Genomic DNA, 14,562 nt, shown 5'->3' on the forward strand with positions numbered 1-14,562 from the left:
CTGCCGCCGCATCGCACCACCTGCGGCTCTCTGTAGACACACATTCTCTGTTCCTACTGATTCCCTTCTCAGAATTTAGTTTTATGCTTTATCCCTTTAACAGGACAAAGCTATTCTACAACTCTTTTTCGTCACAGTCAAGACTTTTCTCGAGATATATGAATCAACTTTTTTCGATATATATGAATCAAAATCTCTCAAAGATTAAGGGACCGGCCGATTATTTTATCTTTTGTAATAATCGGTCAGTCCCATACACAGGTCAAATTCATAATTCATTTTTTCCACAAAGCCATCTTCATTCTCTGTATATGGCTGTGCATCGTTGACAATATATCTGCCGAATTTCATTCCATCCAGCTGAAATCCGGAATTTTCCTTCCAGATTCCATTTGTTTCCTGCCAGCAGGTATCCTCCCCTGCAACGCTCAGTACAAAAACATCCACGTATTTGTCATCGTTACTGTCATAATCCATATAGTCGATCTGAGAATCAAACGCAGACAAAACCTCACGGGCCAGTTCCTCCGTCGGATCATTGCTGTTCTCATATTTCTCCATACTATACTTGGCAGTATAGTAAAAAATATCTCCGTCCAGATGAAGCTGTGAATCCGAAATATCTTTCGCTCGTGTAGTCATACTGTTCTGGTTTTCGCTGAAAAGCAGTGTTTTCAGTTTGTCAGAGGGAAGTGCTTCCTCCTGAAATCGGTTATCCGGAAAGTCAACCATAAATACCGGAAGCTTTACCGTCCCCTTCACGGCTGCCTCTTCCTTCGTCCCGGAAGCCATCTCCTGCTCCTGGGTTTCTGTCGTATCTTCCCCGACCTTTCGATCCTTTGCACTGCAAAAATTCACTGCCAGCATCGAAAGTACAATTCCTGCAAGTACCATTCCCCTGAATCGTTTCATAATAATCGCCCCTTACAATCAAGCCACAGAACTCTCCGACTCCCGGCAGAAAATTCTGCTTTTCCTGTAACGGCTTTTATTATACACTTACGAAAAACCATCCTGTAAATCCGGTTTTTCAGATGCTTCGCTGTACTCACAGCGTACTGTCACCCTGTTCTGGCTGTCCAGAGTACAAGTAAACAGACTGAGCGGCCACTCCCCGCTCGTCATATCCGCCACACTCCACGGAGTCAGTGCCTCCGTCACAGCCACATAATAGGAGAATCTGTTTCCCACTGCATCTGTAAAAAACACTTCACTTCCCGGTGCAAGCGTCCGAAGCCCACCAAAATGAGACTGATAATTATGAGCCGCGATCACCAGATCTCCCTTGTACGCACTCCCGGAATAACGACAGGGTGCCAGCTTCAGAGCCGGATAACTCCATCTGCTGATGACCGGTAATTTCAGATCAAGAGCCGGGATCTCCAGAATCCCGATACATGATATATCACCAAGACTGCTCAGCGTAAACTCCGGCATCTCCATATCCGGGTCCAGCATATAGTCCGGTATGTCCTGACTGTCCGCCGCTTCCCCGTCAGGATCCGATGGAACCTCTGAAGCTTTTTTGTTTTCCGACAGATATTCTGCCAGGATCTCCTCCTGACTCTCCTCTGCACGGCGGCTGTCCCACAGGTTATACATCAGAAGCAGCACAGCCAATGCCACCAGGATCAGCCCTGCCCCTGTAAAAAATCTTCCAAGTCGATTCTTTCTCTTATCTCGCATCATTTTTCTTCTTTTTATCTCCGGATCTTCGCAGTACCTTACCTGCCAGCAGACACATCACCCCCGCCAGCATAAGAAGCGGAACCGGCCACCAGAGCTGTCCTGTCTGTGGAAGCTTCTGCCCTGTGTTTCCGGAATTATTTTCACTGTCTCCGGATCCTCCCGGCTCCTTTGCCGTATTGGTCAGCACAACCGTGCTTCCCTGCCGGCTGGTACTTACCGTATAGCCAGACGGCACTTTTTGCTCTGTCACACTCCAGCGCGCCTGCGATGAGAGATCTTCCCAGGTATAAGACCACTGATTCTCCGAATTCAGGATCTGCCTGTCAACAACCGTTGTCTTTCCCTTTGAATCTGTCCGAAGAAGCTCCACCTGCACAGAAGTCGGGCGGTTTTCCTCCCTGTCCTGCTTCCATACCTTCAGCACATGAACCCTCGTCCGGGAACCTTCCGGCTTTTCCCTGTCATCATATTTCAGAAAAACTTCTATGTTATACGGATCTTCCTGCGTGGAATCCGGAAGTGCGACCAGAGAAACCTGTGGAGTGCAGATCCTGGTCTTTCCATTCTCCTGCACCTCGATCTCCTTCGCACTCACAAGATAAAGCCCTCTCGAAAGATCCTCAAAACGTGCACTCCTGTCACTTCCTGACTTCGTCACCGCATCTGCCTCGATCCCGTCACGTCCGATATAGTCCGCAAGAGTACGCGCCACTCCCTTCCAGCCATCCTGATCCTTCTGATCCAGGGAAACCTGATAATTCTGAAATTTTCCTGTCAGCGTAAAACTGTCTTCATAGTCTGCCACACGGTACAAAGAAAGCTCCATCCCCTCTGCCGGACATTCAATCGAAATACTGCCCCTCGTCTGATCTGCCGCCAGAACTGGCACCCTCGTCATCATCCCGACAAGGACAGCGACAAAAGCCAGCATAAATATTATGTTTTTGACCTGTCTGTGAACGTTTTTCTTCCTTCGATACTCCATCTTCTTCTCCCACTGCTGGTTCTACTTCTGTTTCGTATGGTTACCTTTTTGTTTTTCTTTCTTCTTTCTGGAACGCCGGGTCGATATATCCACTGCAATAAAACTGATAACAAGCAGCGGAATGGCGATGCCTGTCGCGACAACCACTGTATTCATCTTTGCGGCATCCGAAGTGATCCTGGAATCATCACCCGCGCGGTTCGCAATTCTCTTTCCCCGCACCAGCAGTCTCTGCGTGTTGATCCCGTACGGGGTACAGGTAAGAAGCGTACACAGATCTTTATCCTCTTCGATCTCAAGCGGACCATAATCCTCCGGCTCCACGATACGGATCTGATCGATTTCATATGTAAAAACCTGATCATAGATATGAAGGAGAAAAACATCTCCCTTCTGCAGCTTATCAAGATCCGTAAAAAGCTTCGCGCTCGGGAGTCCTCTGTGCCCGGAAAGAACACAGTGCGTTCCGGTACCTCCTACCGGCAGGCTGGAACCTTCCAGATGACCGATGCCTACCTGCAGGACGGAATCATCCACCGTGTGATAGAGGGCAAGCTTACATTTGATTTCAGGTATGGTGATATAACCCATCATTCCTGTTCCGTCTGCATTCAGAAGACTTTTGTACAAAGCATCCTGCTCCTCTGACGGATTAAAACGCCCTGCATCTGAAACCAGCGTCTGGTTATATTGCGCTGCCTGCTCCAGAGCCTGCTTCTTCTCCTGCGTTCCCATCTTTTCAATGCGGTCCGAGTACTCCGCAACCGCCTGTGTCTGATGCTTCGAATTCCAGAAATTACTTACTGTCGGGTACAGCAGCAAGGACAGACCTGTAAGAAAGATAATTGCTGTAATAATTGTCGAAATATGCTTTCTCATGTTACAATCCTCTCCTTGCTGCTGCACAGGGAATAAAAATATTCCCTGTGCAGCAAAATTATGTTGCTCTTTGTAATAACCTGATTCTTCTATAAAATGATTATCTCATTCTTTTCTTTGTGATCAGTACTACACTGGATCCAAGTACAAGAATTGCACCCAGGATGTAGATCAGGGTTGTTCCGCTTCCACCTGTGGATGGGAGGAGGGAACCGGTGTTGTTCTCGACTTTAACTTCAGCTACAGATGATGTGTTTTCGCCAACAGTAATAGTTCCATCTTCAGAAATGACTACTTTTATTGGAGCAGACAGTTTGTTATAACCGTCTGGCTGCTTTGTCTCTGTAAGGTAGTATGTATCTGCATCAAGACCTTTGATTGTGAATTTACCGGAAGCTGGAGTAGTTACTTCTGTCACTGTGTTTGCATCATCAGCCTTTGCTACACGGTAGATATCACCTGCTGTAGCATCATTGCCATCACTTACAAGCTTAATTAGATTTGCTCCATCAGCAGTCTTACTTAATGTGAAGATTGCACCTGCAAGTGCTGTTTCTGTACCGTTTTTCATTGTGTATTTGAGTACTGGTAATTCAAAGGTTTTTGTAGTTGTTGTACTTGGAGTTGTTTCACTGCTGTCTCCATAAGTAAGTTTTGTAGTATTCTTATTTCCTTCTCCTGCAATCACTGCCTTCTCATTCAGCGTTGCAGAGTAGGTAACGATGATTTTGTCGTTTTCTGCAAGTGTGTTACAGAATGCCTGAGTAAAAGCAATTTCAAATGTACATTTATCGGTGATAGTAGCAGGTGAATCTGTAGATTTTTTTAGTGTATAATTTGTTGCCTCAACATCTGTTCCATTTTTCGTCACAGTTACAGTACCATCAAATGTCAATCCTGCATCCATCTTATCATGCAGTACATAGTTCTGTGCACCTGGCTGTGCTGTGATTGTAGTCTGGAAGTTTACAGTCTGTCCGATGTCAGCTGTGTTGCTATCACCCCAAGTGTTTGTAGAATCTTCCTGAACTTTCTTGTCTACTGAAGGAACATTATTCTTTTCCTGGATTGTTGCTGTTGGATTTGTTGTATTAAGTGAACAAAGTGCACCCACGCTGGAATCTACAAGATAGTATCCAAGCGGAAGAGTAGAAAATGTTACTTCTGTTGCTGTTGCTGTTGCTGTTTCAACCGCTGTTACATTATGACTAGTATCCTTTGCATACTCCAATGCTTTCTTTGCAAATTCTATTTTATTAGAATCATCTTGTGTCACCTCAGTATTCCATGTTACATAACCACTGTTATCTTCTACTAAATAACTTTTACTATCATTTGTTTTCGCGTTCTTGATAAAATTTTTCCAGTTAGTTTCTGCTTTGTAAGCATAATTTTCTGTAGTACCTGTTTTACTAAAACTCTCCAACTTCAGAATTCGATAAATCGTATATGTATGATCCTTTATCGCATTACTAATTGTTATTGTTCCATCGTTATTCCCGTATGTACCACTTGTCGTTCCCTCCGCGCTTACCACGCTTGCCATTCCCAGTACCATCATAATGGAGAGCATTATTGCGGCGATTTTTTTAAATAGTTTCATTTTCTTCCTCCTTGTTTTCGCACTACTGCCCCCCCCCCGGAAAAAACCAGCTTTTCCGAAGGGTACAGTACCCCTTTTTTGTTACCTGTTTCTGCAGGTTTGTTTCTTTATGTTGATCAGCATCAGCAGTCCCGCGAAGAGTATTAATATCGCGCCTGCCAGCCTGTAAATAAGGGATCCATAACTGCCTGTAGAAGGCAGTTCTTTCACACGGATCTGGTTGGTAACCGTCACCGTGTCTCCACTGACTGCGCTGTTTCCCCCTGTTGCCGTACTTGCAGTCTTTGGATTCTCATACGATGTGAAGTATTCCATTTTATTCACCGTCGCAGCTATGGTGGAATTTTTAATCGGCTTTCCTTCATCATCAAGTTCAAAAACATAATATGTCTTTGTCAGATCCAGATTCGTGAATTTCGCTGTCCTGGAACCTGTCTCTGCTGCGTTATATGTAATGGTGACCGTCTGAAGCGGTGCTGTGGTTGATGTAGTTCCGCCTGGATTTGTCGTGTTTGTTCCATTTGCATTTTCATACAATCCAAACTTATACGTTCCACTCACCGGATTCGCATTCTGACCACCTGGACCCTTGAACTTCTTCTCCACTGTGATCTCACCTTTGTGGTTGAGGACAGTCAGTTCATAGGTTGCCTTATACTGTTTATGAATTCTCGAATCACTTATGCAAGCATTCACATAATCCGAATAATCTGTAACATTTTTTGCTTTTCTTGGAACCATAATATAGATTGGTTCACTGTTTACTGCATATCCCGACGGTGCCTCTGTCTCTGTCACTTTATAGATAGTATTGTAATTCATTGCAGAATCTGTTGATCTTCCTGATCCAAAGGAAATTTCCCCTTCCTCATTTGTCGTTCCATTCCACTTCTTACCTGATACATCTGTAATTGTGCCATCTGATTCTCTTTCGCACTCGATTATCTCAAATTCAGCTCCCTTCAATAAAGAAGACAGATTGTTCTGATCCTTCTTGATGATCTTCAGAGTTATATTATCTCCCGCTGATACGGTTCCACCTGCGGCATAGGAATAATTCTCCTCTTTCACACTGTCTCCGCCAGCCGGAGAATATTTCTCCCAGTATGCATCATTCGAGAAACTTACTGTCTGTCCCGGTGGTGCGTCTACCGTCGCATCATAAGTGATCTTAACCGGCACATTACATGGAATTGCTATTTTCAGCATATTAGCTGTTGCATCAAAAGAAGCTGTATAGACAACACCTTCATTCGTCTTTGAGTTAATCACTTTAATCGATCCCGTATCCAGAATCAGCGTAGAAGTCAGCTTATCAATCAACGTCAATGTCGTACCGTTCTCCGCAGGAAGTGCCTCACCAAACGGATTGGCTTCGATTGTAAATGTTATTTTTTCGGTTCCCTTACTGGTTATCTTTTTGTCCAGTTTCTTCTGTGGTTCTATGGTTGCCGGAGCGGTCGCAGTATTAATCTCCTGTCCGTCAGTTGTCTGGAGTGTAACCTGATTTCTAAATGTCTTTTCTCGTCCTCCAAGCAGTACATCCGGATCAGTCACCCTACATACAACCTGCACGTCAACAGAATAGGAATCCCTTCCCTTTCCTGCTGTAAAATCGCCCAGTTCAACTATAGCCTGATTGTCCTTGACATAATAGGTTGTTGTCTTTTCAGGTCCATTATCCGTACCTGCCGTAATGGTTTTTTCTTCCCATCCGGCCGACTGGAGTTCTGGAATTTCTTTTGAGGACATTGCACTAAAGTTCTGTTGGTCTCCAACCCATTTGATTCGAATATATGCCAGTTCCATACCATCCGGTATCGCCTCCAACACCCGATAGCTTCCTGACAGTTCCCCTGCATAGTTCACCTTAAATGCCCAGGTCGCATACTGTCCTGCACCTGACAGTGCGGTTGTAACAATCCTGCTATTATTTCCCTGATCTGCACCGTCGTTCTTGCTGGTTACTGTTGTTCCATCATAGGTAAATGTCTGCCCAAGCTCCTTCAGGATGTCTGCACCTTTATAAAGAGTCTTATTTGCATTACTCTTTTGAACCCAGTCTGTACCATTCTCACAGGTATCTATACTATTTCCAAATTTAAAAGCATCTCTGTATGCTGCCGGTAATTCTCTGGGTTCTGTCCTTATAATAAAATAAAGTTTATTATTTTCAAGAGTGATCCGCTCCTTTGCCCGTACGGTCAGTTCACTGTAATTATCAGTACCCTCAAAGTTTTTGCTTTTTCCCAACACTGGTGCTGTAAACTTATCCTTAGCATCAGTAAGGCTTCCACTTGCCTTAAGTTCTTCCAGACTACTGTATCCGGTAATCATCTTTCCTCCTGGCAATGTTCCGATATAGATTCCTTCCAGTGAATCTGAATGCAGATAAGAATCTTTCAGATCATTTCCATTTAAGATGGCATCCCGGAAACCTGTATCCTGCAAAATTGCCGTTCCTGATACTTCAATCACCCAGTAGAGTTTTCCGTTCTTCCAGGTTGTCGCTCCTGTTTTTGGTTCTTCATAATACCAGGATTCTTTCTTGACATTCATTTTGAAAGAGCCGGAGACTGTTACCTCTCCCTGAGAATATATTCCGTCAAGTGGCAAGCTATTTTGTCCTCTTATCGCATTTCCTGACAATGAAAATGTATTAGTGACCTTTACCTCGCCAAAATTGCTGTCTGCCGGCCTTGCATAGTAGGTAAATTTATATGCATAATTTACACCTGTCCAGCCAAGATCCGATGGTTTCAGGGTAAATGATCTTAAGCCGTCAATCTTTACCCATTTTGTATCTTTTACATCATATATCTTCGTAGTTGCATTGTACTCACAGGCTTCTACTTTTGCATATCCGATATAGTTCATCTTATCCGAACTCAGTGTGTCCGTCATCGACACCTCTGTCGCATTCCAGTCACCCAGTGTCTGGTTGACATCTACGGTATATGGATAGCTTCCGGCAGGGACGGTAAAAGAAATGTCTGTTTGAGAATTAATTTTTTCCGGTTTGGCAGACGACTTATAGTCATACTTGTCACCACTCATCGTGAACGTCTGCTCTGACGTGGTTCCACTTCCGACTACTTTTTTATCCCATGTGTAGTTACCGACTGTTTCATTGGAATAAACTCTATCCAGTCCATAATTCCACTTCTTAGATGCATTCGATGTATTTACATAATATCGGTTTTTCACTTCTACACGATCTGACTTCATTGCCGCCAGTGCTTCCGGTTTCACAGTCACTGTGTAAGTTGCATAATAGGAATCTCCCATACGCACAGTCAGCGGACTGGAATCAGTGCCTGAGATCTTAAATCGAGTTGGCTTATTATCTGGATCATTCCAGGAAGTTTCATAGTTATCATTACCATTTGCCCAGCTTACAGTATAATCTGTTGACGGCAATTCGTTTCCATTCTTATACAGTTTTACTGAAGCACGATCGTAACTGATATATGGAAGTGCCCCTGGATCTGTATGAATATTATCCGACTGATCATCCAGATAATCCAGAAATTCAAAATCCTTCAGTGGATAGTTACTTGTCAAATCAAAGTAAATTTTATATTTTATTGTATAAGATCCATCTTCGTTCCGTACAATATCTTCCGCTCGCGTCTTCCACATATTATAACCAATAGTTGGTACAAACGTCTTCTCAGCATAAGTTCTCTTATAAGTCCTGGAATACACATCTGCTTTATTTTTAATATGCTTACCGTTTAAAGGTACCTTATCCTTCAACTTCACATAATATGTAAGTGTGCGGCTCTCACCTGCTGCCATATCACCAATTTTCCAGACCATACTTCCCGGTGCAGTAGTAATGTTTGTATTTTCTGGCGGAACAGTCCCATCAGCCATCGTATTTCCCAGATAGACTGTTCCAGGAGTCTTGTCTTCTGCAATCGTCTCATATGGCTTCTGTCCATCCTGACCAGTTGCAAGATTTTGGGCTGTCGTACTAATTTCTGCATAAGAATCCACGCAATCCGAACTGCTCACGATCGTATCAACCACCGAAACATCCGGGCATCCATCTTCTCCTGCTGTCACGGTGATGGTATAAGCAAGGTAATCTCCACTAGATGTAGATATCACCTGAGGATCAGCACATTCTTTCGTAACATTTATCTTCCCATACTGTGCAACGGCATCCGGACCGAAATTCAAATGATAAGTCTTATTTACTGATTCCACTGTTGTCTTGCCAGTATCTGGCAACCGAATCAGATTCACATCGCCCTGTGCATAAAAATATCCGGTAATTGTGGATCGTTTATTTTTAATGAGATCCTCAAGATATCTTTTCTCAAAGGTAACAATCAATTTCCCGCCCTGACTCGTCACCGTTCCTGCCTTCTTCTGATTCTCATCAAAAATCGCACCTTCCGTCGTTATATTACGCAATAACTCCGGAAGATTATAGGTCAGTTTACAATTATAGTGATCTATCAGATTCTGGATCTGTATATCCTTATACTCAACCTGCAGCTTAATCTTTGCATTTGCCGGTATCACCGCCGCATTATCTGTCGTACTAAATTCCTGCCAGTTCTCATTATCAGGCAGTTTATAGAGCAGCTTAACATCCTCAAGTCTGTTTCCGTTCTCTGCCGCACTCAGATCAAATCCGTCTGCCGAATTCGGAGCCGGAGTCGGTGTTGCTGTCGGCTCTGCCGTATCCGCGATGCTATTCTCGTCTCCGGAGGTGAAATCAGCATCCATATCCTCTGCCGCGTCTTCTGCACCTTCGATGTTGTCAGCGGCCTGATCTGATGGCTCATCCGGCATGAATTCTATCTCTCCGGCATTGCCTTCGTCCTGAACCGTATTTCCGTCCTCTTCCTGTATCGGGTTCTCCTCCCATTCCGCCGCATCCGACTGGCTGTCCGAAATATTATCAGCCGCCGCATAACACGTCTCGGTATGCAGATGTTCCTCTCTGCCGCAGATCAGCTGACCATCCACGGAATAACATTCCTCTGTATGGACATGTTCTTCCTGTCCACATGTCGTCTTTCTCTCCAGCGTGATCGCCGGAAGGATCAGTACATATACTGTACAGAAAACGACTATACACGAAAGACACAGCATTACTTTTCTCCATCGTTTCAGCCGTGCCTTGTCCTTTAGTATTCTTCTGATATAATCCGTTCCCTTGTTTTGCACAGTTCCACCTTCTCTTTTCTGGTGTGTATCTGATGCCTCTCTTTTTCAGTCTTCTCCTTCGATACTTTTTTTATATAAATCGGATACTCACGATCCGCTTTTGTCACCTGTTTACTGCATTTATCCTGCCTGCTTCTTTCAACGGCCAGATTCGAAACACGATCTGCCCTTCAATCTGATCCTCTGAGATATCGCCTATCGATGCTGTTCTCGAATCGACCGATGTCTCCCTGTTGTCTCCCATAAAGAACCAGTGAGATTCTGCCACCTGATGCGGAAGCTCAATATCACAGTTTCCAGGTGACACTTCATTAAGATATGGCTCATCAAGTGTCTCTCCGTCGACTGTTACCACTCCGTTCGCATCAATGTCAACCCACTGTCCCGGACCTGCGATCACACGCTTGATCAGAAGCTTGTTGCCCTGCCAGAACGCAGCGACCTCTCCTGTTTTGAGCTGCCTGCTCTTTACGGAAACCACGATCTGCCCCGGCTCCAGAGTCGGGGACATGGAAGAACCGTAAATCTGGAGAACCGGCATCCATAAAGTTGCCACCAGAACAGAAACTGCCGCCACAACGATCAGCACTGCAACTGTTCCGCGAAGGGTCTGACGATAAGCTGCACGACGTCTTAACCTTTTTTGTTCTTTCTCGGCTTCTTCTATCTCCGGGACATCCATGGAAGGATTTGTCTTCTTCATCTCGCAGATCAGATCGATCAGTTCGCCTCTGCTTAAATGCTTCAGGTCATTCTTTCTCATGTTATTTTTCTTCTTCATGTTCTAACCCCGGGTTCGCTTAAATCACCCATGTTTTTACTCTTATCAATAGTGTCATTATTATATTTTTTTTGTATATGACGGGTCAATTCACAAAAATACTATTTTTAGTCATTTTTTTACTTTCGTTTGCATTTTTGTGCACGTTTTTGTCACTTTTTATCATATATGGTATTTTTCTGACAAAAAAAGACTGAAAATCTTCTTTTTTAAAGCTCTTTCAGTCTCTTTTTTTCTTAGATATGTAAGCTGTATTTCCGGTGATTTCTATATCTTATTCTACATTTTTTGTTGCGACAATATCCACACCCGTATCTGCCACATTTTTGAGAATCACATCTCCAATATGAACCGGTGCCGGAACTTCGATCCCTTTCAGTGCTTTCACACAGTCAAAGATTTTTCCCTTTGGAATATCTTCTCTTGTCTTTACTGATACCATATCAATGCTTCCGCCTGCTACGCGTACAGTGGAGGTCACTATTCTTGTGGGATTGGTCACTTCTTTTCTTGCATATACACCGCCTCGCTTACAGGTATTTCCCGTGACACTGACTACTTCTTCCCCATTCATCACAACAGTAAGAGGACAGCCAATCGGACAGCCAATACATGTCAGTTTTCTCTCTTCCATAGTCTATGCCTCCTCAATCTTTACCGTGATCGTCTTGAGATCCGGATATTTTAGAAGCTGTTCTTTTGTCAGCTTGATTTCTTCCATCTCACCCGGTGCAACAACCGGACGTTTTTTGCGGATCACTCTCTCATCATCGAAATATGCACTGATGTAGCAGTTCGTATAAACACCGCCGACGCGGAAACGGACGGTCAGATTTTCATCCATGCGATTCACATTGATCGTTCCGGGAACTGTGTATCTGACACCTTCGACAGGATTTATCTGGATTTCTTCTGCATCTGATCTGCACTCTTTTCCTGCTTTGACATATTCTGCTGCATTTCTTCCTGCAGTTCCTGCTTCTTCTGATACAAAGTCAACCAGGTCATGTACATGCAGTACGTTTCCACAGGCAAAAACGCCCTCGATACTTGTCTCCAGACTCTCATTTACCTTAGGTCCTGAGGTAACAGGGTTCATGTCCACACCCATGCCCCTGGAGATTTCATTTTCCGGGATCAGACCTACGGAGAGAAGAAGGGTGTCGCAGCTGTATTCTTCTTCTGTTCCCGGGATCGGTTTTCCATGGCTGTCTACCTGTGCCAGTGTGACACCTTCCAGACGTTCCTTTCCTTTGATATCAACAACGGTATGGCTGAGCTTCAGCGGAATTCCGTAATCATCCAGACACTGTACAATGTTTCGTTTCAGTCCGCCGGAGTACGGCATCAGTTCTGCAACTACTTTAACTTTTGCGCCTTCAAATGTCATTCGTCTTGCCATAATAAGGCCGATGTCTCCGGAACCCAGGATCACAACTTCTCTTCCCGGCATATAACCTTCAATGTTTACCAGTCTCTGTGCTGTACCTGCAGAAAAAATACCTGCCGGACGGTATCCCGGAATGTTAAGTGCTCCTCTGGATCGTTCACGACAGCCCATTGCAAGTACTACTGCTTTTGCCTGAATCTCGAAGAGACCTTCCTCCCGGTTCATTGCTGTGACGATTTTCTGCGGGCTGATATCCATGACCATGGTATTTAATTTGTATTCAATGCCCAGTTCTTTTACCTGTTCAATAAAACGTCCTGCATATTCCGGTCCAGTCAGCTCTTCTTTAAAGGTATGAAGTCCGAATCCGTTATGGATACACTGGTTCAGGATGCCGCCAAGTTCTCTGTCTCTTTCCAGGATCAGAATACTGTCTGTTCCGCTTTTTTTAGCAGAAATCGCAGCCGCAAGTCCTGCCGGTCCTCCTCCGATGATAACAATATCATAAGCTTTCATGATGCAATGCCTCCCTTTTATAACGAATCCTTGTTATAATCTGTGACAATTCTGGAATCTCCACCGGATTTCGTAATATCAAACATGCTCACATGTCGTTCTCTTGCCAGGATCTCCATGGTCTTCGGTGAACAAAAGCCTGCCTGACAGCGTCCCATTCCGGCTCTTGTCCTGCGCTTTACTCCATCCAGAGATTTCGCTCCAAGAGGTCTTGTGATCGCATCGATGATCTCACCTTCTGTAACCATTTCACAACGGCAGATAATATTTCCGTACTCCGGTTTCTCTTTGATCAAGGCAATTCTGTCTTCTTTGCTGAGTGTATTCGGATTCAGAATACCTTTTCTTGTTGCAACAAAATCTTCTTTTTCTTCGAGATTCATTTTTTCTTTCAGAATCTGTGCCACCATCTCTCCGATTGCCGGAGCGCTGGTAAGACCGGGTGACTCGATGCCTGCACAATCAATAAATCCTTTTGCATCCTCCACTTCTCCGATAATAAATTCATGTCCGTCTTCATGGGCACGAAGTCCGGAGAATGAGGTGATCACCTGACGAAGCGGAATATCTTTTACATTCATTCCTGCTCTTTCAATGACCTGATCCAGTCCTTCTCTTGTAGTGTTTGTTCCTTCTTTGTCTTCAACGTCGATTGCTGTCGGTCCAAGGAGCAGATTGCCGTGAACTGTCGGGGCGACCAGGATTCCTTTTCCGTATTTTCCCGGAAGTGCGAAAATTATTTTACTCACATGGTTTCCTGCACTCTTATCTAACAGACAGTAATCACCTCTTCTCGGAGTGATATGGATCTTCTTCTCACTCACCATATTGTGGAACTTATCTGCATAGACTCCTGCTGCATTGACCACGTATCTCGTCTGGAAAACTCCATTGTTTGTATGGACTTCCCAGCCTTCATCTATTGGTTTAAGATCCGTAACTTCCGTATCAAACTTAAACTCCACGCCGTTTGCATATGCATTCTCTGCCATTGCGATGTTCATATTGAAAGGACATATGATACCCGCTGTAGGTGCATAAAGTGCAGCGCAGGCTTCATCGGAAATATTCGGTTCCATTTCTTTCAATTCCTCACGGTTAAGGATCCTCAGCTCCTTAACACCATTTGCAATACCTCTGTCGTACAGTGCATGAAGCTTTGGCATATCCTCTTCATGCAGACATACGACCAGAGATCCGTTTTTCTTAAACGGAAAATCAAGATCTTTGGAAAGCTGCTCCATCATCTGATTTCCACGAACATTCAGTTTTGCCATCAGTGACCCTTCTGCTGCATCATAACCGGCGTGAACAATCGCGCTGTTCGCTTTGGAAGTACCGCAGCATACATCCTCTTCTTTTTCGATCACACATGTTTTTACGTTATATCGTGACAGCTCTCTTGCTGTTGCCGCACCTGAAACTCCCGCTCCGATAATTATTACATCATACATTCTCAGATCACTCCTTAAACTGATTTGTAAAAAGAGCCTGCCAAGTAAGCGCATACTATATGCGATTATCCTGCCAGG

The 14,562-nt window shown here is 44.3% G+C and carries 10 protein-coding genes and 1 other annotated feature (1 of these 11 cut by a window edge); all 10 genes read right to left on the bottom strand.

Annotation, left to right across the window (positions count from 1 at the left end; all coding sequences use genetic code 11):
- Positions 1-79: a binding site (T-box leader), on the bottom strand; it reaches 167 nt to the left of the window's first position.
- 146 nt (positions 80-225) lie between these two features.
- The gene (locus tag LIR34_RS13055; RefSeq protein WP_173902966.1) at positions 226-912 is read right to left on the bottom strand and encodes a hypothetical protein; all 687 of its coding nucleotides are present in this window, start codon (positions 910-912) and stop codon (positions 226-228) included.
- A gap of 87 nt (positions 913-999) precedes the next feature.
- Positions 1,000-1,689 (bottom strand): sortase, encoded by a 690-nt coding sequence (locus LIR34_RS13060; protein WP_173902965.1) that lies wholly within the window; start codon positions 1,687-1,689, stop codon positions 1,000-1,002.
- Positions 1,676-2,674, bottom strand: coding sequence for a Cna B-type domain-containing protein (locus LIR34_RS13065; RefSeq protein WP_173902964.1), 999 nt, complete (start codon positions 2,672-2,674; stop codon positions 1,676-1,678). Before LIR34_RS13065 ends, LIR34_RS13060 begins: the two co-directional genes overlap by 14 nt.
- 21 nt (positions 2,675-2,695) lie before the next feature.
- Positions 2,696-3,553 (bottom strand): class C sortase, encoded by an 858-nt coding sequence (locus tag LIR34_RS13070; protein ID WP_173902963.1) that lies wholly within the window; start codon positions 3,551-3,553, stop codon positions 2,696-2,698.
- Positions 3,554-3,653: 100 nt separating this feature from the next.
- Positions 3,654-5,156 carry a SpaH/EbpB family LPXTG-anchored major pilin gene (locus LIR34_RS13075; RefSeq protein ID WP_173902962.1) on the bottom strand — a complete coding sequence of 501 codons (1,503 nt, stop codon included), beginning with the start codon at positions 5,154-5,156 and terminating at the stop codon, positions 3,654-3,656.
- Between the two features lie 81 nt (positions 5,157-5,237).
- Positions 5,238-10,343 carry a prealbumin-like fold domain-containing protein gene (locus tag LIR34_RS13080; RefSeq protein WP_173902961.1) on the bottom strand — a complete coding sequence of 1,702 codons (5,106 nt, stop codon included), beginning with the start codon at positions 10,341-10,343 and terminating at the stop codon, positions 5,238-5,240.
- A gap of 103 nt (positions 10,344-10,446) precedes the next feature.
- On the bottom strand, positions 10,447-11,106 hold the full coding sequence (lepB, locus tag LIR34_RS13085; protein ID WP_173902960.1) for a signal peptidase I: 660 nt from the start codon (positions 11,104-11,106) through the stop codon (positions 10,447-10,449).
- A gap of 292 nt (positions 11,107-11,398) precedes the next feature.
- On the bottom strand, positions 11,399-11,758 hold the full coding sequence (locus LIR34_RS13090) for a DUF1667 domain-containing protein (RefSeq protein WP_173902959.1): 360 nt from the start codon (positions 11,756-11,758) through the stop codon (positions 11,399-11,401).
- 3 nt (positions 11,759-11,761) lie between these two features.
- A complete protein-coding gene (locus LIR34_RS13095; protein WP_173902958.1) occupies positions 11,762-13,030 on the bottom strand; it encodes an NAD(P)/FAD-dependent oxidoreductase in 1,269 nt (422 codons plus the stop codon).
- Positions 13,031-13,047: 17 nt separating this feature from the next.
- Entirely contained in the window at positions 13,048-14,484 is a 1,437-nt protein-coding gene (locus LIR34_RS13100; RefSeq protein WP_173902957.1) for an NAD(P)/FAD-dependent oxidoreductase, read from the bottom strand.
- Between the last annotated feature and the right edge of the window lie 78 nt (positions 14,485-14,562).

Source organism: Blautia sp. MSK17_66, assembly GCF_020538025.1.
Classification (GTDB): Bacteria; Bacillota; Clostridia; order Lachnospirales; family Lachnospiraceae; genus Blautia_A.